This is a genomic window from Hymenobacter jeongseonensis, assembly GCF_015694725.1.
In the GTDB taxonomy this organism is placed as follows: Bacteria; Bacteroidota; Bacteroidia; order Cytophagales; family Hymenobacteraceae; genus Hymenobacter; species Hymenobacter jeongseonensis.
Genome location: NZ_JADQDQ010000009.1, coordinates 137892 through 158005, shown reverse-complemented (window position 1 = coordinate 158005; position 20114 = coordinate 137892). Strand labels below are relative to the sequence as shown.

Here is a 20114-nt window from a genome sequence, read left to right as displayed (position 1 = left end):
AGGGAAGGGGGATTAATTAACGCCAATGGAGCTACCATCCAGCTTCTCGGTAATGAAGGTTTGCGCAGCGGTGAGGACCTGAGCAGGGGTCATTGCCTTATCGAGACCAAGGGCGTCCACATCGGACGAAAAAGAGCCTTTCTCAACCAAGTCGCGGACATAAGCAGCGTGGCGTGCCTCAACCGAAACAATTTGGCCGGCAATAACCAGGTAAGCAGCCGTTTTGAGGAGCTTGCCCGCGCCATTATAGGCCGCTACACCGAGGTCTTCAAATGTCTTGGCAGTATTCAGGATAGTGGCACGGCTAGTGAAGGTGGCAGCGGGGTACTTCGGCGTCAGGCCGCGCAGGGTTTGGCCAGCGGCGTCGCGGTCAAGGGCAGCCTTAAAGAAGTCGCGGTGAATGGCTTCGTGCTTGGCTACTTGCTGGAAGTAGGCAAATTCGGTAGCGCCGAGTAGCGTAGCGCCATTGGAAAGAGCTGCAACTTTTGCGTAAAAGTCAGCCTCCAATTGCTCTAGAGCATAAGCGTAGTTCAAAACGCCTACATCACCCGAACCCAGGCTAATAGAACCATCGGCCGTGGTGCTGTTGCCTTTAGGAAGCGACGGCGTCGCATCATCCGAATCTTTGGAGCAGCCGGCCAACACCAGGGCCGAAGCACCCGCTGTGGCACCAGCGTACATGAAAAAGGAGCGCCGCTTGATGGGCGTGTACAGCGGTTGGGCGAGCGTGGATTCCTCGGTGCCGCGGGGCTGAAGTTTGTCAGACATGGAATAGAAACGGTTAGGTGAGAAGTGAAATTTTATTTAGAAGGCAATACGGTTCCACACGACGCCAGCGGGCCGTTTTTTGGAGGTAAAAACCTGAACTGTTATGGGGATTTGAAACCAGATACGGGAATAGTGTCGCAAAAGGATTCCCTAAGCCCGTATTTTTTATTTCAAAAACGCCGCTTTGCTGTGGATTTAGTAATTAGCACTCTGCAAGGAAATGGCATTCCCGCGTTTGAAGCTACATTTAGGGTTCGCTAACAAGCCAGCGATTATGGGAAGACTTTTTGGGTGGATGGCGGTGTTGTGGGGCGTATTGGGCGCAGGGGCAGCCAGTGCTCAGCCCACGGCGCCCCCAAAACCGGCCATAACCGCGCCGGCCGCTAAAACCCCGCCTCAGCCAAAGCCCACCGCTCCGGCCGATGTAGCGTTGCTGCCGGGCCCAGCCACGGTGCCCGTCACGGGGGTATTCACGCTGGCCTTTCGGCTGCGAGGCGGGGCCTTGGGGCAGTATTCGGAATTTCCGGAGCTGGAAGGCTTCAAAAAAAGCGGCAAAACCAGAACCACCACCACGCGCATTGTGCAAGGCCGCCGGTTCACAGACCTGACCATAACGCAGCGTTACGTGCCTTATGGCGAGGGCGAATTCAGCATCAAGCCCTTTCAAATAACGGTGAATGGAGTGGTGCTGCGCAGCCGACCCGCTACCGTACGCGTGCTGCCCGACCCGGCGGCCGTGCCGCCCGCGAACTCACCCGCGCCCGCGGCCGGTAGTAATGTGCCGGTGACCACTCCGGGCAATGCACCCGCCCTGACCCCGCCGGCCGACCCCACGGCGCCGCTCCAAGCCGTGGGCGACCTCGACAAGCTATTTGGCAAGCCCAAGCCCGCGCAATATCAGGAGTTGCCCGATGGGGCCTTTCTGGCTGTGGTGGCCGACCGGCCCAGCGTGTATGTGGGCGAGGGCGTGCGGGTGGGCCTGTATTTCTACCTCAAGCCCTCGGACCAGGCTTTGTTGGCCTTCCACGATTTTAATGACCAACTTCCCCCGCTGCTCCAGGAGTTGCACCAGGCCACGGCTTGGCAGGAGCCCGGCCCCGAGGCCAGCGTCACCCCCGACAGCGTGCGCCAGCAAGGCCAGCTGTACCTGCGCTTCCGGCTGGCCGAACACGTCTATTACCCCCTTACAAATGCCCCGCTGCGCTTTCCGCCCCTGGCGTTGACCATGGTGAAGTTTAAGCTTTTGAAAAAGCCAGAACCGGGGCAGGATAATCGCCTGGCAGGCTACAAAACCTATTTGTCGAAAGGCCTGACAGTGATGGTGCGCGCTTTGCCGCTGCATCCGGAGCAGGCGGCAGTGGCCGTGGGAACTTACCAGTTGCAGGAAGCTATTAGCCGTTCTGTGCCTCAGGTAGGGCAGGCGTTTACTTACACGTTTGTTGTACAGGGGAAGGGAAATTTGTCGGCGGTGCTGGCTCCGGATTTCACCGAGTGGCCAGGACTGGCCGTGTACGGCCCCGAGGTGCGCGAGCAGGCCACGCCGGGCGGGGGGCGCAAGGTGTTTCGCTATCGGTTGGTGGCTCGTCAGCCCGGCATCATTCCCTTGGATAGTTTGGTTCGCCTTATCGTTTTCAACCCTTTAACGGCCCGCTACGATACCCTGCGGCCCAGAATTCGTCCCCGGGTCAGCGGGGGGCTGGCTGCTCCCAACGTGCTGCCCAAGCCCGAAGAAGACCCTTTTTACGGCCCCGCCCTGGCCGATGCGGATACCCGCCTGCAGTCGTTGGATGTGTACCGCGATGTGCGCCGCTATGCCAGCTGGCTCCTGCTGGGCTTGGTGGGCGTAGCCGGATTGGGCTGGTGGCGTGCCGGGCGCCGGGGCTGATTTTCGGTGGCGCCGTGCCAACTTTGCCTGGCGTTTTCGGGTTGCCGGCTGCGCAGGACGTCCTGCCGGGGCCTCTTCTTAGTCATTGCCATTTACTACTCGCTTCATGTCCAATACGTTCGGCTCTGTTTTTCGCATCACCACCTTCGGCGAGTCGCATGGAGCGGGCATCGGCGTCATCATCGACGGTTGCCCGGCCGGTGTGGCGGTAGAAGCAGCCCACATTCAAACGGCCCTCGACCGGCGGCGGCCCGGCCAGTCGGACCTGACCACGCCGCGCAAGGAATCGGACACCGTTCAGATTCAGTCGGGCTTATTCGAAGGATTCACGACCGGCACACCCATCAGCCTGTTCATCCCCAACGCCGACCAGCGTTCCGATGACTACTCGCACATTGCCCACGCCTACCGCCCCAGCCACGCCGACTACACCTACGACGTGAAGTACGGCCGGCGCGACCACCGCGGCGGCGGCCGCAGTTCAGCCCGCGAAACGGCCGCGCGTGTCGCCGCCGGCGCCATTGCCGGGCAGTTATTAAATCACTTCGGAGTTGAAATCGCCGCCTACGTTTCTGCCGTGGGCGAAGTAGAAGTACCCGTGGAGTACCAGGAACTGGATTTGAGCCTTATCGATGCCAACCCCGTGCGCTGCCCCCACCCGGAAACGGCGGTGCGGATGGAAGCCCGCATTCGCCAGGCCCAGGCGACGCATGATACCGTGGGCGGCGTAATTACCGGAGTAGCACGCCATGTGCCCGCGGGCTTGGGCGAACCAGTGTTCGACAAGCTACCCGCCGTGCTAGGCCACGCCCTGCTCAGCATCAATGCTGTGAAAGGCTTCGAGTTCGGCTCCGGTTTTGCCGGTACGAAATTGCCTGGCTCGGTGCACAACGACGAATTTTATACCGACGAAGCTGGCGCGGTGCGCACCCGCACCAACCACAGCGGCGGTAGCCAGGGGGGCATCAGCAATGGGCAGGATATTAATTTTCGGGTGGCGTTCAAGCCCGTGGCCACGCTGCTACAGCCCCAGCAGACCATCAACGACCAGGGAGAAGCCATTACGCTAGTGGGGCGCGGCCGCCACGATGCCTGTGTGCTGCCCCGCGCCGTGCCCATCGTAGAGGCCATGACGCAGCTTGTGCTGGCTGATTTGCTGCTCCGGGCCCGCGCCAACCAGTTGTAGCGCGGACTCGCAGCGTCCACGCTACGGCGGCGAGGCTCAAACCAAATGATGTAGGTACATTTGCAACCTCTAACGCCCCCGTGCGGTTGTATATTAGTTGTCGCGACCTACGCGACCTCACCCCTCGATTTTAAGCCCCGAAACCATGTCTGCTGTTTCCATTTATGCCGAAGCCTCTCCCAATCCGGAGAGCATGAAGTTTGTCCTGAACTCCAACTTGCTGGTCGACGGCGTGAGCGTGGACTACCCCAACCTCGAAGCCGCAGCCAACTCGCCGCTGGCGCAGGAGCTGTTTGGCTTCGATTACGTAGGCCGCGTTTTCATCGCCCAGAACTTTGTCACGGTAACCAAAAGCCAGCCTGAGTTGGCCTGGACCCAGCTCATTCCCGAGTTGCGTCAGTTCCTGAAAAGCTACGTAGAGGCCGGCGGCCCAATTTTCCTGGTCGACCCTGCTGCCGAGCAAAAGGCTGCCCAAGCCGCCACCGCTGGCGACCCCACCCAGCAAGACGGTCAGATTGCCCAAAAAGTAATCGACCTCCTCGATAACTACGTGCGTCCCGCCGTGGAGCAAGACGGTGGCAACATCACCTTCAAAAGCTACCACGAAGGCATCGTGACCGTGAACCTGCAAGGTTCCTGCTCCGGCTGCCCCTCAGCTACCGTCACGCTCAAGTCCGGTATTGAAAACCTGTTGAAGCGCATGGTGCCCGAAGTGCAGAGCGTAGTTGCCGAAGGCATCACGGTTTAAGGAACCAATAACTAAGAATAAAAAATGCCCACCTGATTTATCAGGTGGGCATTTTTTTTGAAACAGTTTCACAGTTCATCTTTTCAGCGTTTGTCATCCTGAGCGGAGCGAAGGACCTTATCAGGTTAGAACGATTTGTTCAAGCGTGATAAGGTCCTTCGCTCCGCTCAGGATGATAGATGTCTGGACTTTCTAGGTAGCTTATTTTTTAAAGAAAGCTTTGATTGCGCGCTAAGTGGCGTTCTAGTAGACCAAATCCACGCACAAAAAAGCCCGACCACATGGTCGGGCTTTTTTGCAAATGTTGCGCTGGTTGCGCAAGCAGGGCATTACATATTGGCCGTGCTCAGCTTGGGTGCGTCGCCGGGCAGGCCGGTTACGTCCTCGCCGGCAGCTTTGCGCTCACGCTCCTCTTTCCGGCCGTAGGTGTCGAGGATAATCGGAGTGGCGATAAACAGCGACGAATAGGTGCCGAAAATCATACCGATAATCATCGAGAACGAGAAGGAACGGAGGGTTTCGCCGCCGAAGATGTACAACACGATTACCACCATCAGAATGGTCGACGACGTGATGATGGTCCGCGAGAAAGTCGAGTTCAAGGCCGGGTTCACCACTTGGGCAAAGGTCAGCTTGGGGTTCTCGCGCAGGTATTCGCGGATACGGTCGTAGATAACTACCGTGTCGTTCATGGAGAAACCCAGCACCGTGAGCACAGCGGCCACGAAAATCTGGTCCATTTCATACACCACACCGAAGGCCCGGGCGATGGGGAAGGCCGCAATTACCAGCAAGGCATCGTGGAACAACGCCACTACCGCCGCCATCGAGTACTGCCACTTGTCGAAGCGGAACAGTACGTAGATGAAGATGCCTAGCAGGGTGAGGCCCAGAGAGAGCACCGAGGTGCGCTTGATGTCGTCGGCGATGGTAGCACCTACTTTTGAGAACGACGGCACATTTGGGCTGGCCGAGGCGAAGGGCTGCAAGCCCTGGTCCAGGGCGGCGCGTACCTGCTTGTCGGCTTCCACGCTTTCGTCGCTGGCCAGGTAGCCGGTGGTCACGCGCAGGCGGCTCGGCGAGCCGTATTGCTTCACTTCTAGGCCGGCGCCTTTGAAAGCTGGGCGTAGCTGGTCCGCTACGTCTGAGGCCACCATGGGCTTGTTGAAATCGACCACGTAAGCGCGACCACCCTGGAAATCGACGCCCAGGTTAGGACCACCTTGGTACGCCATTAAGGCAAAGCCAATGACGATGACGATGGCCGAAACCGTGTAGGCAATCTTGCGCTTGCCCACGATGTCGAAGTTGATGTTTTTGAACAGGTTGCGCGAGAGCACCGTGTCAAACGTGAGGCTGTGGTCTTCGCGGCCTTTCACCATCCACTCGATGATAAGGCGCGACACAAACACTGCCGACAGGAACGAAGTGAGTACACCAATACCCAAGGTAACGGCGAAGCTCTGCACCGGACCCGTGCCGAAGAAGCCGAGGATAACGGCAATCAGCATGGTGGTCACGTTTGAGTCGAAAATAGCCGAGAAAGCACGCGAGTAGCCTTTGTTGATGGCATCGGGCACATTGTGGCCGTGGGCCAATTCTTCCCGAATCCGTTCAAAAATCAACACGTTGGCGTCAATGGCCGAGGCAATTACCAGAATCAAACCGGCAATGCCAGGCAAGGTCAGGGCCGTACCGAACTGGGCTAGCATGCCCAGAATCAGGAACATGTTGAACAACAGTGACACGTCGGCCACCAAGCCGGCGCGGCCGTAGTAGGCGGCCATGAAAATCATGATGATGACCAAACCGGCCAACGACGAGTACAGGCCCTGGTCGATGGCTTCTTTGCCCAGTGAAGGGCCCACAATGGCTTCTTCTACAATACGGGTAGGAGCGGGGAGCTTACCCGCTTTCAGCTGGTTGGCTAAGTCCTGGGTGTCTTCGATGGCGAAGCTGCCCGTGATGCTGGTGCCGCCGCCCGTAATCTCGCTCTGTACCACCGGCGCCGAACACACGTAGTCGTCGAGCACCATGGCCACCTGGCGGCCGATGTTGGCGCCGGTCATTTTAGCCCACTTGCGCGAGCCGGCCGGAGTCATGTTCATCAGCACTTCGGGCTGGCCGTTCTGGCCGATGTCGGCACGCGCGTCGCTGATAACTTCGCCGCTCATGGGGGGCACGCCGTCGCGGGTTTTGCGCACGGGCACCAGCTCCAGGTATTCCTGCTTGTCGATGGTGGTTGGCTTCAGGTTCCAGAGCAACGCCAAGGTGGGGGGCAACACGGCTTTGGCTTCGGGCGAGCGCAGGATGTCGTTCATGCGAGCGGTGTCGCGCAGGTTCACGCCCAGGCGGCCGGGCATGGTGAAGAGGCGGGCCAACTGGCCACCTTTGGTAGAAGTAGCGGCCGAATCAGCAGCAGCGTCTTTGGTTTTCTTGGCCAGCTGGGCAGCCAGGGAGGTCGAGTCGCCGGTGGCGGTGCTGGCTACGGCAGTGGTGTCGGCGGTCGCGGTGGAGCCACCTGCTTTGTTGGCAGCTTCTTTGGCCGACAATTGCTGGTCGAGCTGCACGAGGTAAGGACCTACCTCGTTCTGGTTCCACACTTCCCAGAACTCCAATTTGGCCTGGCCTTGCAGCAGTTTGCGCACGCGGTCGGGGTTGTCTACGCCGGGCAGCTCAATCTGAATGCGGCCGGTACCCTTCACGCGCTGAATGGTGGGCTGGTTCACGCCAAACTTGTCGACGCGGGTGCGCAGGATGTTGAACGAGCGGTCAATGGCTTCGTCTACTTCTTTATCGATGGCGGCAACTACCTTCTCATTTGACGAATTGATGTCGATGCCGCGGCTCTTGTTGGTGGTGTTGGCGAAGATGCTAGCCAGCGACTTGCCAGGGGCGGCCGCCTGATAGGCCTGCGAAAACAGGGTGGTAAACGGCGTGCCCGAGTTGGTTTTCTGAGCTGCCTGGGCTTGCTCCAGGGCTTTGTTGAACGCGGCATCTTTGCTGTTGCCGCTCAATGCCCGTACGATTTCTACCGGCGAAACTTCCAGCGTGACGTGCATGCCGCCTTTCAGGTCGAGGCCGAGGCCCAGTTCGCTCTGGCGTACTTCGCGGTAGGTGAACGGGCCGAATACCGGCGCGCGCCACACCGAATCGAGGTAGTGCTGGCGGGCCGATTCGTTGAGCTTGCCGTTGGTGGTGGCGTAGGCTACGGCCTTCTGCTGCACCCCGCGCGAGACGTAGGTGAAGAACAGGAAGTACGCGCACAGCGCCGTCACCACGACGGTTAGGGCGATGATTAATCCTTTATTACGCATGAGCGTTGCTAATTATGAATGAGGAGTGATGAATTATGAGTTGACGTTCGGGCGGCGAGTCAGGAATCATACCTTATAAGCGGCTCTTGCTCATCGGGCTTTCGCCCAACCAGCCAACTTATAATTCATAATTCGCAACTCATAACTCCCCTTAGGGGGCCTGCGGCGACAGGGCCACGGCCAGCAGCCGCGCTCGAAATACCTCGCCGGCGCGCACGCCCGCGTGCAGCCGCGGCACGGCCAGGGCCCGGCGCAGGGCCGGCAGCCATAGCGCGGGCACCGCGGCCGGCAACCACGCCACCAGTGGCGGGGCCACAAAATGGTCCAGTGTAGCCGTGGCTTCCAGAAGTACTTTTTGTTTCACCACCGTGGCCTTGGGCGGCGCGGCCAGGTGCGTCTCGCCCTTGCTCACCGGCAGGCGCAGTATGCTCACGGCGCGTTGGTTCAGGCCCAGCACCAGCAGCACCGTAGCGGTGAGCAGGGCAAAGCGGAGCGAAAACCAAAAACGAGTGAGCAAGTCCAGCATGGGTATGTACGGGGACTGCAAAGATAATCTTTTGCCGGGGATGAAGGCAAAATGTCGTATTACTTCATTTAACAAGCGGTTAAGGCCTATTTCAAGGCTTCAAACGTGTATTGGGCGTCGGCCCAGAAGGCGTCCAGCGCAATCATTCGGGGCTTGAAAAACGAAATCAGCGCCGGCCAATCGTCCCGGCTGAACAGGTTGACGGGGCTCAGCTCCTTATAAATGCGGCTAAACGGCACGCCGTGCGCGTCGGCCGCCTCTGCTTCCCAGGTCCATTCCTCGCCCAAGGTTTCGTGCAGCAGGCCTTTCAACTCCCGAAACTGCTCGAAAAACAGCTCCCGAATGCCCGCGTCCGGGTGGCTGAGCTCGATGGCGATGGTGGCCTGGCGGTTGTCGGCCTGCATGCGGAAGTACAGGTGCTTGACGCCGGTTTTGTAGTTTATCCAATTGGTCGTCTCGCCCTCGGCCGACGGCACGGGCGCCATGTATTGCCCAAAGGCCGTCCAGAACGCTTGGCGGAGCTGGGTTACTTCTGCTTTGCTGTACATGCTATTTAAAAGTGTGTGCCACAAAAAAAAGCACGTCAGGCCGGTGCTTGACGTGCTTCTGAACCTTGTTGCACCTTGAGTAAATGCAGCGCAATGCGCTTAGCGTTCCGCCACCACTTTGCCTTGCAGGAAGCCCACCAGCACTTCCAGTCCTTTCTCGAAGTGGCGGTTGTTGGGAATCACGATATCGGCGTAGTGCTTGTACGGGGCGATGAACTGCTCATAAGTGGGCGCCACGTGGTGGGTGTAACGGTAGAGCACATCGGCCAAATCATAGCCCCGCTCGTCGCGGTCGCGGATGATGCGGCGGTGCAGCTTCACGTGTTCCTGGGCATCGATGTACACCTTGAGGTCGAGCAGCTTGGCAATCTCCTCGAAGTGAAACACGAAAATGCCTTCCACCACCACAATGGGCGCCGGCCGAAACACCAATTCCTTGGCCGTGGCCGCCGCGTTGTTAAAGGTGTATTCCCTGCGCCGCACCTCGTGGCCCTGGCTGATGCGCAACACGTCGTCGGCATACGCGGCGGCGTCGATGCTGGCGGGCAGGTCAAAATTTTCTACGCCCTTATCGTCGCGCAGCTGCTTTTCGCGGGGGTGGTAATAATTATCCTGCGAAATGAGGCAAATCTGGTCTTCGGGAAACGCCGCCAGGAGCCGGCGCAGAAACGTGGTTTTGCCAGAAGCGCTGCCGCCGGTGATGCCAATAAGATAAGGGGTTTGCATAGCAGGCAAAGATAAGGCTTGGCTTTAGGAGGAACGAAAAAGCAGGAGCGAAGAATTCGGTCATCCTGTGCTAACCCTTTTTCGCTCACGAATTTACTCGTTGCTCAAAAAAGCCAGCAGCCCCGCCACGGCCCGGGCGCGGTGGCTGATGCGGTTTTTCTCGGTGCCGCTCATTTCGGCAAACGTGCGGCCGTCGCCCTCGGCGGGCGCAAACACGGGGTCGTAGCCAAAGCCGCCCGTGCCGCGGGGCGCCTCGGTGATGTGGCCGGCCACTTCGCCCGCAAATTCGTGCACGGCCCCATCGGCGCGGGCCAGCGCCACCACCGTGCGGAACCGGGCCGAGCGGTCAGTCGCCCCGGCCAACTCCTGCAGCAGCTTGGCCACGTTGTCTTCGGCCAGCCGCTGGGGGCCGGCGTACCGGGCCGAGTACACGCCCGGCTCCCCGTTGAGGGCGGTTACCTCCAGGCCGGTGTCGTCGGCAAAGCAATCCACGCCGTAGTGCTGGCGCACGTATTCGGCTTTTTGGCGGGCGTTGCCGGCCAGGGTGTCCTGCGTTTCGGGCAGTTCTTCGTGGCAGCCGATGTCGGCCAAACTTAACAAGGTGAAATTAAGCGGCAGCAGCGGACGAATTTCGTCGAGCTTGTGCTCGTTGTTAGAAGCAAAGCAGAGTTGGGTCATTATAAGGTTGGAATGTCAGTGGATAAGCAAAAAAGAACGTCATGCTGAACTTGTCGAAGCATCTCTCCTGCAATACTAAAATGAATTAGTTGCGCGGGAGAGATGCTTCGGCAAGCTCAGCATGACGGGCTGGTGGTTCGTCGTGAGTTGGTAGTTCTTGGCAGTGTTTAATGCGCGCTGTCCTGATGACACGCTCAACCTACTAAAGGCACCTTCAACCCTAACGGAACATGGACTTGATAGTGCCCCAGGAACGCTGCACTGCACTGGGCGTGCCGGCCAGCACGGTGAGGTAGCTCGGGTCGGGGCCGGGGCCGAGCACGGTGAGGCGGTAGGTATACGGCCCCCCGGTGGTGGGGGCCGCGGTGCCGGTGCCCCCGGCGGTCCGGTACACGTTGGCGTCGAGGTACTGGTAGCGGCGCTGGCCGGTGGCCGTCACGTTGCTCAGCACCGTGTACGCCGATTCGTTGGCTGCTTTGCGGGCAAGCTCGAAGCCGGTGACGTCGGTTTCGGTGTTCACTTCCCACTCCACGCGCACGGTGGTGCCGTTGTAGGCGGCCGTGAACAGGGTGAGCGTCGCGGCTATGGCCGCCCCCATCCCGCACAGCAACACCAGCACGGCCACCAGGCCAGAACGGCGGAACAGACGGCGGATGAGGTAGGATAGGAGCACGCGCGACGGACCGCCCCCATGTGGGGGTCGGATTCAAATGTACAACCGTTTCAGAAAGTCAACAAGCTCAGCTACACCCATCGGCGGAGCTTGTTAATAGGAAATTATTGGGTTCGGAGTTGGGTATTTACGAGCTAAGCTGTACTTTTGCAGTCCCTTCCGCAAAATCGGCAGGGTTCAACTGGTAAAACTGGCCCCCGATATGAAAAAAGAGACCCATCCCGAATATCAGGAAGTCGTGTTTCAGGACACTTCCTCGGATTTTAAGTTCATCACGCGCTCCACGATGAAGCCGACCGACACCATCACGATGGAAGACGGCAAAACATATCCGCTGGTGAAAATCGAAGTTAGCAGCGCTTCGCACCCCTTCTACACCGGCAAAAACATGTTCATCGACACGGCCGGTCGCGTGGAGAAATTCCGCAGCCGCTACGCCAAGAAAGAGCAGAACAGCGCCAACAAAGAATAGCTGGCCTGGCAGCAGGCTTGCCGCCCGCTGCTATCCGCATTCTGAAAACTCCTTTCGGTGAACCCGGAAGGAGTTTTTTTATGGCCCCGGCCGAGCCCGGTTGCCGTAAATTCGCCCCGTTATCGTAACAAAAAGTTAACCGCCCGCGCCCGCCGCAATGCTCCGGCTCCGCGCTAACCGCCCTACCCATGCACGTTCTGCTTTTTGATGACCCGGCCATTCGGCCGCATCTGTTGCCCTTCACGTTCACGCGGCCCGTGGCGGCTTTGCGCTGCGGCATCCTCACCCTAGCCGAGAAGTGGCAGCACCGGCTGGGCACCGCATCGGTCGGGTACCTCACGCAACCGTATTTGCAGGCCAAGTTTCCGGCCGGCGACGTGAGCGGCCCGGCGCTCATCATCAACGGCGCCGTGTGCCCCGATGACTTGCTCACGCGCCAGGTGCAGGCGCTGCAGCCCGGCCAGGCCCTGTATTCCGACGACCTGCTGGTGGCGGCGCACGTGGCCGATGCCACGCTGGTTGCCGAACTCATTCAGGACGGCTTGCCCGAAACCCAGCAAGTAGCCGAGCCGGTGGCCGTCATCAAGCGTCCGTGGCAGCTGTTTCTGTTCAATGGGGTAGAAATCCGCCGCGATTTTGCGCTCCTGACGAAGGGCCGCACCTCGCAGCCCGTGAACGACCCGCACACCATCGTGTACGGCGCCGAAAATATCTTCATCGAAGAAGGCGTGAAAATCCGCGCGGCCATTCTCAATGCCGAGGACGGGCCTATTTACCTGGGCAAAAACTCGCAGGTGCACGAGGGCGCCATTATCAAGGGCCCGTTGGCTTTGTGCGAGGGTTCGCACATCAACGCCGGCGCCAAAATGCGCGGCGACAACACCGTGGGCCCCCACTCCAAGGTGGGCGGCGAAGTGGGCAATAGCATCCTGCTGGGCTATTCCAACAAGGGCCACGACGGCTACCTCGGCAACTCCGTCATTGGCGAGTGGTGCAACCTAGGGGCCGATACCAACACGTCGAACCTTAAAAACAACTACGCGCCCGTCAAAATCTGGAGCCACGTGGCCGGCCGCTTCGTCGATACCGGCCAGACCTTCTGCGGCCTGATGATGGGCGACCACAGCAAATGCGGCATCAACACCATGTTCAACACCGGCACGGTGGTGGGCGTGGGGGCCAATGTTTTTGGAGCGGGTTTCCCGCGCACGTTCATTCCCTCCTTCAGTTGGGGTGGCGCGGCGGGCTTCGAAACCTTTAAGCTGCCCAAAGTAGCGGAAGTGGCCGAGCGGGTGATGGCCCGCCGCGCGCTGCCTTATGATGAGGTGGAGCAGGGAATTATGCAGACAGTGTTTGAGGCCACGGCAGGGGATAGAATCTGGGAGAAGGTTAAATAAGATGAAGCCCTACCATGTCGAATATGTGCAGCTTGCTGGTTGGGAAGCCGACGAGGTGGGCCTGTGGCTGGCCGAAGACAACGATTGGTTATTGCTCCGCTCTATTCCGAATGATTATATGATTGACGGGTACGTTTTGGTTGTGAAGGAGCACATCGTGTCCCGCAAACCACATCGTGACCGCAAACAGGTTGAGCAGGTACTAAAGCTGAAGGGCATTCAGCCGGAAGTGCCGTCAAATTTTTCCTTTCTTGAATTAGTGGACATGATGCGCTGGGTAGAGCACCAATATGGGTTGGTTGAATTTACGGACAAAGAGGACTGCACATTTTTTGGTTGGGTAAATGAAGCCGACGCGGTGCATTTATGGATGGATACGCTCTCTTCGAACTGTACGGTGGCCGTGCGCGACAACGACAACCCACCTTTCGTACTTTCTGAAATCCAGCTTCTCCGTTTTGATGCCGATTATTTCAATTCTCTAAAGCTGCTGTGGCAGCACAAGTCGCGTCAGAAACTTTTGAAACCAAGCGACAACTAAACCGAAGTGCTTTTCAACGACATTCCCAACCAAGCCGCCGTTAAGCAGCTGCTGCGCCAATCGGTGCAGCGGCAGCATGTGGCGCACGCGCAGCTTTTTCGGGGCAGCGAGGGCGGCGCGGCTTTGGCGCTGGCGCTGGCCTACGCCCAGTATCTGAACTGCGAAGAGCGCACCGCCGATGCCGGGGACAGCTGCGGCCACTGCCCGGCCTGCACCAAAACCGCCAAGCTGGCCCACCCCGACCTGAACTTCATCGTGCCCGTGACCACCACCAAAACGGTGGCCAAGGATGCGGTGAGCAGCAAGTTCATGGCCGAGTGGCGCAGCTTCGTGCTCGGCAATCCCTACCAAGGCCTCAACGACTGGATGCAGCACATCGGGGCCGAAAACAAGCAGGGCAACATCTCCAAGGACGAGGCTGTGCAAATCCTAAAGCTGGTGTCGCTCAAGGCGTTTGAGGCCCGCTTCAAAATTGTGATTCTGTGGCTGCCAGAATTGATGCACCCGGCCGCCGCCAACGCGTTGCTGAAACTGCTGGAGGAGCCGCCGCCCGCCACCATTTTCCTGCTGGTGTCGCACGCGCCCGAGCAACTGCTGCCCACCATCATCAGCCGGGTGCAGCCGGTGGTGGTGCGCCCGTTTTCGGAGGACGACATCACCGAATTCCTGCACGCCCGGCACCACGTGCCCGAGGCCAAAGCCCGCCAGGTAGCCCAGCTGGCCGACGGCAGCCTGGGCGCCGCCCTGGCCAGCCGCGACGCCAACGCCGACCATAACTACTTTGAATTTTTCCGCGACTGGATGCGGCTGTGCTTTAACTACGGCAGCAAGGCGGGCGACATTCTCAAGAAAAGCGAGGAATTTCAGAAGCTGGGCCGCGAAAACCAGAAAGAGTTGTTGGCCTACTCGTTGGGCTTGGTGCGCAAGGTGTTGCTGTTTGGCATCGACCCGAAATTTGTGCCGCACCTGGCCGGTGGGGAGCAACAGTTCGTGGTTGGATTTGCCAAGTTTGTGACACCGCGCAACGCCGATTTATTAACCAAAGAGCTGACCGACGCCCATTACCACATCGAGCGCAATGCCAACCCGCGCATGGTGTTTTTCGACAGCTCGTTGCGGCTGGGCAGTCAGCTGCGTTTGGCCCAGGCTTAGGTTTCGCATTGCCAGCGGCTACCCGTTAATTGAACATTATTTACATGTCCCAAGAACCCATTCGCCTCGCTACACGCGCCAGCCGCCTTGCCCTTTGGCAGACGGAGCACGTAGCCAGCCTGCTCCAAAAAGCTGGTTTTGCCACCGAAATCGTGCCCATGCAAACCACCGGCGATGCCGTGCAGGACCGTTCGCTGGCCAAGATTGGCTCGAAAGGCGTGTTTACCGAAGAGCTGGAGGAAAGTCTGCGGCGGCGCGAAACCCATTTGGCCGTGCACTCGGCCAAGGATGTGCAAAGCAGCATCCCGCGCGACCTGGAGTTGCTGGCCTTTCTGGAGCGGGAGCAGGTAAACGACGTGGTTCTGAGCTTCAACGAGCAATTTTCGCTCGCTAAGCCCGGCATTGTGCTGGGCACCAGCAGCACCCGCCGCAAGGCCCAGCTGCGCCGCTTCTATCCCGAAGCCACCACCGCCGAGGCCCGCGGCAACCTCCAAACCCGCCTTCGCAAGCTGGAAGAAGGCCAGTTTGATGCGCTGGTGCTGGCGTATGCGGGCGTGCACCGCATGGGCTACGACCACCTCGTGCGTCACGTGTTGCCTACCCAGCAGTTTGTGCCCGCCACCGGCCAGGGCAGCATCGCCATCGAATGCGCCGCCGACCTGAATCCGGCGCTCAAAGCCCAACTCAAAATCGCCCTCGACCACCCCGCCACCCACACTTGTCTGCTGGCCGAGCGCGCCTTTCTGCACACCATGGAAGGCGGGTGTAGTATCCCCTCATTTGCATTGGCCACGCTGGATAGCAACGGCGCGGTACGCCTGCACGGCGGCCTCATCAGCCTCAGCGGCGAAGAATACGTGGAAGAAATTCAGCAAGCCGCGGCGGCCGATGCCTACGCCCTGGGCGTGGCCGTGGCCGATGCGGTGCTGGCCCGTGGCGGCCGCGAAATTCTGGCCAGCATTCGCGAGCACCGCGGGTAATGCCTGTTGCCGACATCTGGCGGCAAGCGCGGCACCGTAATTTTGTGGCACTGTTTCCTTTCTCTTTCCTTTTCCCAATGAAATTCTCTGTTCATCGTTTTGGGGTGCTGCTATTCGCTTTGTTGTGGGTGGCTGGCTCCGCTTTTGCCGCCGATAAACCCGCCAAGCCCGCCAAAAAAAGCAGCCGGGACGAAGTCGTAACCATCACCACGGCGCAGGGCATCATCCGCGTCATTCTCTTCGATGACACGCCTTTGCACAAAGCCAATTTTCTGAAAAAAGCCAAAAGTGGCTTCTATGATGGCACCTCGTTTCACCGCGTTATCCCCAATTTCATGGTTCAGGGAGGCGATGTCAACTCCAAAGACGGTGACCCCAGCAACGACGGGCTGGGCCAGGCCAACGAGGGCACGGTTGCGGCCGAACTGGTCGCTGGGCACCAGCACAACTTTGGGGCCTTGGCCGCCGCACGTCAAGGTGACTTTGCCAATCCCCAGCGCGCCAGCAGCATCAGCCAGTTTTACTTGGTTCAAAACCACGACGGCACCCACTTCCTCGACGGGCAATACACCGTTTTCGGGCAAACCATTCAGGGGCTGGATGTCATCGACAAAATTGCCGCCCTGCCCCGCGATGGCCGCGACCACCCCACTGGCGACGCCAAAATGACCATGAAAATTGAGAAGCTGAAGCGGAAGAGAATCACCAAGCTCTACGGCTACAAGTACGAGTAGCAAGGCCCGCCGCTTGGTGAGAACACCACGGTAGTAGTGCCCAGTGGAGGCCGTCTGACGCATGACAGCCAATAAACGCAGTCACTCTCCCATGAAAATACTTATCACGGGTTCCAACGGCCTGCTGGGCCAGAAGCTGGTGGCGCTATTGCGCCAGCAGGTGGGCGTGGAGGTGGTGGCAACGTCGCGCGGCGCTAATAAACTGGCCGGGCTCTACCCCGATGTCCGCTTTGAAGTACTCGACGTAACGGACGCGGCCCAGGTGCGGCAAGTGCTGGCTCAAGAGCAGCCCACCCACCTTATCCACACGGCGGCCATGACCAATGTGGATGAGTGCGAGCTAAACCAGGAGGACTGCTGGCAGCAAAACGTGACAGCGGTGGCGCACGTGGCCACTGCCTGCGCCCAGCACGATATTCACCTCACGCACCTCAGTACTGATTTTATTTTCAGCGGAGAGGCTGGACCGCTCACGGAGGCCGCCGAACCCGGGCCGGTAAACTTTTATGGCCACAGCAAGCTGGCCGCCGAACGCTTGGTACAGGCTAGCCCCGGCCGCTGGGCCATTGCCCGCACCGTGCTGGTGTATGGCGTCGCACACGAGTACGGCCGAACCAATATTGTGGTGTGGGTTCGGGATGCCTTGCGCGCCGGCAAATCCATTAAAGTAGTGGACGACCAGTGGCGTACGCCCACCCTGGCCGAGGACCTCGCGCAGGGCTGTTGGCTACTGGCCCGGCAGGGCGCGCAAGGCATCTACCACCTCAGCAGCGACGAATTGCTCACGCCCTACGCCATGGCGCTGCGCGTGGCGGACTATTTCGGCCTCGACCAAAGCCTGATTGAAAAAGTAACTGCCAGTACGTTTTCGCAGCCGGCTCGGCGGCCGTCCCGCACCGGGTTTTACATCGACAAGGCCCGGCGGGAACTTGGCTTTCAGCCGCACACCTTCGCCGAAGGCATTGCGCTAATTGGTGAGCAGAGTAACTAGTCGGCACAAAAAAAAACCCACCGGGGTAGACGGCGGGTTTAAACTCAACGGGGGTAGCCTGTGAGTAAGGGGTAGAGGTAATGGTGGTAGAGAGGTTGCCTATGGGTAGTAGGCCGGTGTTGGATGGAAATCTGAAAATGGAATGAAAAACAAGTCGACTAAGCCGAGGGGCTAAGCTCAGGATTGGGGCCAGACGCCCACCAAAAGCCCACCTACCAGCACGGCAGTGTGGCCGAGCAGCGCGGCTTCGCCCAACGCGCGTGGCACAATCAGGCCATCGGGGGTAATAAAATCGGCGCCGGTAGAAGCAGCCCGAGCAGCACCGCTCGATGATTTTGAACGGCGTGAGGGGCTTAGTGCGGGATAGATAAGTAGATACATGGGTAGCAGCGGTAGAGAGAATGAAGCCGTCGGGGTAAGTAGATAGCAAGCATCCCTAAGGCGATACAATGTTACCGCGCCATTCTACCGCAGAAAAGGACACTAGCGTAGAATAGGCGACATTCAAATGCGCCAATATTTGTGATAAAATGCAATGATTAATATTGATAATTTATAAAATAGTAAAAACGGGTTTTTGTATTACGGTAATCAAACAATTGAAAAATAGATTGTTGATGAAAATATATTTTGCATTTGAATGCTCTCTAAGTCTCCAAAAAAATGCCCATTTGCGACATGACGCAAATCTAGATAAGCAAATGATTGGGAGGTTTACCGACTCCTTGATTTTAGCGGAATAATTGAAGATTTATAGCGATTTGTGTCGGCTGCGCCCTAGTGCATTGAGTGATAAAATACTTGCTATCAGGCATGTGGCTGGAAGCGCAAGCGTCCACCAAGCGTCTGGTTCGTTGCGGATGGCGCTCATAAGTCTGCCCCAACTCGCTACATCAGGGGGCAAGCCAATGCCGAGAAAAGACAAGGTGCTCTCCAGCCCCAGCAGCCCAGCTATACTGAGTGGCAGGGCTGTTCGCAGGGGTTGGATGGCATGCGGCAACGCGTGATGCAACCAAATTTTGCAGGATGAAAGGCCGGCTGCATGGGCTGCTTCGATGAAGGGCAGGGTACGGATTCGCAGCATTTGGGCCCGTACCAAGCGGGCCGAATGCGGCCACGCCGTCAGGGTAAGCAAGGCCAGCAGGCCGGGTGCCGAGACCCCACTGCCGGCAGCTATGGCCACCACCAGAATCAGGCGCGGAATGGAATCCAAGGTGGTAGCGGCTCCCATGACTATGGCGTTGATAGGAACTGGCCAAGTGGGAATAGGGCGTGGGCGCAGGAGGGCCAGCACGATGGCGGCGACTCCCAGAGCGGCAACTCCTGCACCCACTAAGGGCACTGGAAATCGCAGTCCCCACCACAGGCCGCCCAAGGCCAGTAGCCAATAAGGCACTGCCAGCCGGCGGGTATTTCCCCAAAAGCCGGCGGCCCCGCCGGCCAGTGACCCCAGCAAAGCCGCTAGAAAGGCCGCCGGAAGCGTAAGCAATACGGCCGTACGGGCCCCGAATACAAGCACGCTCAACACGTCGCGCCCCTGCGGGTCGGTGCCCAACCAGTGCAAGCCCGTGCTGCCCATGCTGTAGGGCGCTTCGGCTACGTGTGCCAAATCGGACTCATGAGGAGGGTAGGGGAGCGGCAAGTACGGCGCCAGCAGTGCCATAAGCACTATGAAGCTTAGCCAAACCCCAGCCAGCTTTTGTGGCCAGGAGAGCGAAGAAAAAGTTAGGATTGCCACCGGATGCGCGGGTCGGCCCAGAAATAAAGAAGGTCGGCCAGAAGCAGCGCCAGCAGGCGGGCCGCCCCCGTTAGCAGAACCCCGCCCACCAGCACGGGATAGTCGCGGCCGGCCGCGGCGTCGGCCAGCAGCCGGCCCATGCCGGGGAGGGCAAACACCACTTCCACCACCACGGCCCCGGCCACCATGGCAGGCAGCAGCTCAGCCACTTGGGTAAGAGTAGGTAGCAAAGCATTGCGCAGGGCGTGGTGCCGGATGACGGCTCCTTCGGCCAAGCCTTTGGCGCGGGCGGTGGTGGCATAATCGGTGCGCAACTCCTGGGTTAAGGCCGCATCGAGCTGCAAGGTGAGTTCCGGCAGCGCCGCGAGCGTGAGTGCAGCCACGGGTAGCACCAAATGCAGCAAGTAGGTTTGAGTACGGCTCCAGTTGTCTGAATCAGCCGCCAATTGGTCGAGGCCATAAGCTGGAAACCAGGCAACTACTGCAGGATTAGCAAACGTCAGCAACAGCAATAAGGCCAGCACAAACAGGGGCAGCGCGTGCACTGCCACCAGTGCCGCCCGCACGGGGTGCTGCCACCAGGGCTTGGCCGCTAGGCGCCGAGCCAACGCCAAAGCCGTCAAGACGGCCAGCAGCGCCGCCGTGCCGGTTAGGGGCAAAGTGAAACCCAATGCACTACACATCCGGGTGGTGACAGGTTGCGCCGTGCGGAAAGAGGTGCCTAAATCGCCGTGCAGGAGGCGGACCATCCAGCGATGGTATTGGTTTTGAGTGCCATTCCATCGCCATTGTGCCGTGTTGGCCGGCGCGTTGGGCTGTTGGCTTGCGTAAAACAAAGGTAAGTCGAGGCCCAGGCGGTGTTGGACGGCCCGCTGCGCCGCGGCGTAGTCAGCCGCATTGCCATTGCCGGTGGCCACCGATTCCGAAGAGTCGGGCAGGAACAGTAACGTGGCGGTGTTCGCGTCGTGGCGGCTTAGCAGAAATACCGAAGATGCCAAGGCCCACACGGCCAGTACCGTCCGAAATAAGCGCCTGAGCAAGGGCCACACCATGC

General features: G+C 59.3%; 21 protein-coding genes. 11 read left to right on the top strand and 10 right to left on the bottom strand.

Going from position 1 to position 20114, the window contains the following annotated elements:
• Positions 1–12: 12 nt before the first annotated feature.
• Positions 13–768, bottom strand: a complete 756-nt coding sequence (locus I2I05_RS17135) for a ferritin-like domain-containing protein (RefSeq protein WP_196283480.1) — start codon at positions 766–768, stop codon at positions 13–15.
• Positions 769–792: 24 nt separating this feature from the next.
• Here I2I05_RS17135 and I2I05_RS17130 point away from each other — a divergent pair, with 24 nt between their 5' ends.
• The 4 genes from I2I05_RS17130 to I2I05_RS17115 all read left to right on the top strand — a co-directional run bounded on the left by I2I05_RS17130 (position 793) and on the right by I2I05_RS17115 (position 4587).
• On the top strand, positions 793–1029 hold the full coding sequence (locus I2I05_RS17130) for a hypothetical protein (RefSeq protein WP_196283479.1): 237 nt from the start codon (positions 793–795) through the stop codon (positions 1027–1029).
• Positions 1030–1042: 13 nt separating this feature from the next.
• Positions 1043–2653: a BatD family protein gene (locus I2I05_RS17125; protein WP_196283478.1), complete on the top strand. Its 1611-nt coding sequence runs from the start codon at positions 1043–1045 to the stop codon at positions 2651–2653.
• Between the two features lie 106 nt (positions 2654–2759).
• The gene (gene aroC, locus I2I05_RS17120; protein WP_196283477.1) at positions 2760–3839 is read left to right on the top strand and encodes a chorismate synthase; all 1080 of its coding nucleotides are present in this window, start codon (positions 2760–2762) and stop codon (positions 3837–3839) included.
• Between the two features lie 145 nt (positions 3840–3984).
• Positions 3985–4587: a NifU family protein gene (locus tag I2I05_RS17115; RefSeq protein WP_196283476.1), complete on the top strand. Its 603-nt coding sequence runs from the start codon at positions 3985–3987 to the stop codon at positions 4585–4587.
• A gap of 329 nt (positions 4588–4916) precedes the next feature.
• On the opposite strand, the gene secDF is transcribed toward I2I05_RS17115, so the two are convergent.
• The 6 genes from secDF to I2I05_RS17085 all read right to left on the bottom strand — a co-directional run bounded on the left by secDF (position 4917) and on the right by I2I05_RS17085 (position 11055).
• The gene (gene secDF / locus I2I05_RS17110; RefSeq protein WP_196283475.1) at positions 4917–7904 is read right to left on the bottom strand and encodes a protein translocase subunit SecDF; all 2988 of its coding nucleotides are present in this window, start codon (positions 7902–7904) and stop codon (positions 4917–4919) included.
• A 151-nt stretch (positions 7905–8055) separates the two neighbouring features.
• Complete coding sequence (locus tag I2I05_RS17105) at positions 8056–8430, bottom strand: hypothetical protein (RefSeq protein WP_196283474.1); 375 nt, start codon at positions 8428–8430, stop codon at positions 8056–8058.
• 86 nt (positions 8431–8516) lie between these two features.
• On the bottom strand, positions 8517–8978 hold the full coding sequence (locus I2I05_RS17100) for a DUF4268 domain-containing protein (RefSeq protein ID WP_196283473.1): 462 nt from the start codon (positions 8976–8978) through the stop codon (positions 8517–8519).
• 99 nt (positions 8979–9077) lie between these two features.
• A complete protein-coding gene (locus I2I05_RS17095) occupies positions 9078–9704 on the bottom strand; it encodes a uridine kinase family protein (RefSeq protein WP_196283472.1) in 627 nt (208 codons plus the stop codon).
• A 93-nt stretch (positions 9705–9797) separates the two neighbouring features.
• The gene (gene rdgB / locus I2I05_RS17090; protein WP_196283471.1) at positions 9798–10382 is read right to left on the bottom strand and encodes an RdgB/HAM1 family non-canonical purine NTP pyrophosphatase; all 585 of its coding nucleotides are present in this window, start codon (positions 10380–10382) and stop codon (positions 9798–9800) included.
• A 220-nt stretch (positions 10383–10602) separates the two neighbouring features.
• Positions 10603–11055, bottom strand: coding sequence for a hypothetical protein (locus I2I05_RS17085; RefSeq protein ID WP_196283470.1), 453 nt, complete (start codon positions 11053–11055; stop codon positions 10603–10605).
• Between the two features lie 202 nt (positions 11056–11257).
• Between I2I05_RS17085 and I2I05_RS17080 the strand changes: the two genes are divergently transcribed.
• The 7 genes from I2I05_RS17080 (at position 11258) to I2I05_RS17050 (ending at position 17322) form a co-directional block, all read left to right on the top strand.
• Positions 11258–11527: a type B 50S ribosomal protein L31 gene (locus I2I05_RS17080; protein WP_068191230.1), complete on the top strand. Its 270-nt coding sequence runs from the start codon at positions 11258–11260 to the stop codon at positions 11525–11527.
• A 188-nt stretch (positions 11528–11715) separates the two neighbouring features.
• Positions 11716–12924, top strand: coding sequence for a GlmU family protein (locus tag I2I05_RS17075; RefSeq protein WP_196283469.1), 1209 nt, complete (start codon positions 11716–11718; stop codon positions 12922–12924).
• A gap of 1 nt (position 12925) precedes the next feature.
• Entirely contained in the window at positions 12926–13465 is a 540-nt protein-coding gene (locus I2I05_RS17070) for a hypothetical protein (protein ID WP_196283468.1), read from the top strand.
• A 6-nt stretch (positions 13466–13471) separates the two neighbouring features.
• Complete coding sequence (locus tag I2I05_RS17065) at positions 13472–14617, top strand: DNA polymerase III subunit (protein ID WP_196283467.1); 1146 nt, start codon at positions 13472–13474, stop codon at positions 14615–14617.
• 44 nt (positions 14618–14661) lie between these two features.
• Complete coding sequence (gene hemC, locus I2I05_RS17060; RefSeq protein ID WP_196283466.1) at positions 14662–15597, top strand: hydroxymethylbilane synthase; 936 nt, start codon at positions 14662–14664, stop codon at positions 15595–15597.
• Between the two features lie 77 nt (positions 15598–15674).
• Positions 15675–16331 carry a peptidylprolyl isomerase gene (locus tag I2I05_RS17055; RefSeq protein WP_196283465.1) on the top strand — a complete coding sequence of 219 codons (657 nt, stop codon included), beginning with the start codon at positions 15675–15677 and terminating at the stop codon, positions 16329–16331.
• 91 nt (positions 16332–16422) lie between these two features.
• Positions 16423–17322, top strand: coding sequence for an SDR family oxidoreductase (locus tag I2I05_RS17050; RefSeq protein ID WP_196283464.1), 900 nt, complete (start codon positions 16423–16425; stop codon positions 17320–17322).
• A gap of 177 nt (positions 17323–17499) precedes the next feature.
• Here the strand turns inward: I2I05_RS17050 and I2I05_RS17045 are convergent, their stop codons facing one another.
• The 3 genes from I2I05_RS17045 to I2I05_RS17035 form a co-directional block, all read right to left on the bottom strand.
• The gene (locus I2I05_RS17045; protein WP_196283463.1) at positions 17500–17703 is read right to left on the bottom strand and encodes a hypothetical protein; all 204 of its coding nucleotides are present in this window, start codon (positions 17701–17703) and stop codon (positions 17500–17502) included.
• A 370-nt stretch (positions 17704–18073) separates the two neighbouring features.
• Positions 18074–18985: an ABC transporter permease gene (locus tag I2I05_RS17040; protein WP_196283462.1), complete on the bottom strand. Its 912-nt coding sequence runs from the start codon at positions 18983–18985 to the stop codon at positions 18074–18076.
• A 62-nt stretch (positions 18986–19047) separates the two neighbouring features.
• The gene (locus tag I2I05_RS17035) at positions 19048–20112 is read right to left on the bottom strand and encodes an ABC transporter permease subunit (protein ID WP_196283461.1); all 1065 of its coding nucleotides are present in this window, start codon (positions 20110–20112) and stop codon (positions 19048–19050) included.
• Positions 20113–20114 lie beyond the last annotated feature (2 nt).

What these genes read in the sequence shown, in the direction of transcription:
- I2I05_RS17135 (WP_196283480.1), bottom strand. Translation starts at nt 768, where the DNA reads ATGTCTGACAAACTTCAGCCCCGCGGCACCGAGGAATCCACGCTCGCC.
- I2I05_RS17125 (WP_196283478.1), top strand. Translation starts at nt 1,043, where the DNA reads ATGGGAAGACTTTTTGGGTGGATGGCGGTGTTGTGGGGCGTATTGGGC.
- aroC (WP_196283477.1), top strand. Translation starts at nt 2,760, where the DNA reads ATGTCCAATACGTTCGGCTCTGTTTTTCGCATCACCACCTTCGGCGAG.
- I2I05_RS17115 (WP_196283476.1), top strand. Translation starts at nt 3,985, where the DNA reads ATGTCTGCTGTTTCCATTTATGCCGAAGCCTCTCCCAATCCGGAGAGC.
- secDF (WP_196283475.1), bottom strand. Translation starts at nt 7,904, where the DNA reads ATGCGTAATAAAGGATTAATCATCGCCCTAACCGTCGTGGTGACGGCG.
- I2I05_RS17105 (WP_196283474.1), bottom strand. Translation starts at nt 8,430, where the DNA reads ATGCTGGACTTGCTCACTCGTTTTTGGTTTTCGCTCCGCTTTGCCCTG.
- I2I05_RS17100 (WP_196283473.1), bottom strand. Translation starts at nt 8,978, where the DNA reads ATGTACAGCAAAGCAGAAGTAACCCAGCTCCGCCAAGCGTTCTGGACG.
- I2I05_RS17095 (WP_196283472.1), bottom strand. Translation starts at nt 9,704, where the DNA reads ATGCAAACCCCTTATCTTATTGGCATCACCGGCGGCAGCGCTTCTGGC.
- rdgB (WP_196283471.1), bottom strand. Translation starts at nt 10,382, where the DNA reads ATGACCCAACTCTGCTTTGCTTCTAACAACGAGCACAAGCTCGACGAA.
- I2I05_RS17080 (WP_068191230.1), top strand. Translation starts at nt 11,258, where the DNA reads ATGAAAAAAGAGACCCATCCCGAATATCAGGAAGTCGTGTTTCAGGAC.
- I2I05_RS17075 (WP_196283469.1), top strand. Translation starts at nt 11,716, where the DNA reads ATGCACGTTCTGCTTTTTGATGACCCGGCCATTCGGCCGCATCTGTTG.
- I2I05_RS17070 (WP_196283468.1), top strand. Translation starts at nt 12,926, where the DNA reads ATGAAGCCCTACCATGTCGAATATGTGCAGCTTGCTGGTTGGGAAGCC.
- hemC (WP_196283466.1), top strand. Translation starts at nt 14,662, where the DNA reads ATGTCCCAAGAACCCATTCGCCTCGCTACACGCGCCAGCCGCCTTGCC.
- I2I05_RS17055 (WP_196283465.1), top strand. Translation starts at nt 15,675, where the DNA reads ATGAAATTCTCTGTTCATCGTTTTGGGGTGCTGCTATTCGCTTTGTTG.
- I2I05_RS17050 (WP_196283464.1), top strand. Translation starts at nt 16,423, where the DNA reads ATGAAAATACTTATCACGGGTTCCAACGGCCTGCTGGGCCAGAAGCTG.
- I2I05_RS17045 (WP_196283463.1), bottom strand. Translation starts at nt 17,703, where the DNA reads ATGTATCTACTTATCTATCCCGCACTAAGCCCCTCACGCCGTTCAAAA.
- I2I05_RS17040 (WP_196283462.1), bottom strand. Translation starts at nt 18,985, where the DNA reads ATGGCACTGCTGGCGCCGTACTTGCCGCTCCCCTACCCTCCTCATGAG.
- I2I05_RS17035 (WP_196283461.1), bottom strand. Translation starts at nt 20,112, where the DNA reads ATGGTGTGGCCCTTGCTCAGGCGCTTATTTCGGACGGTACTGGCCGTG.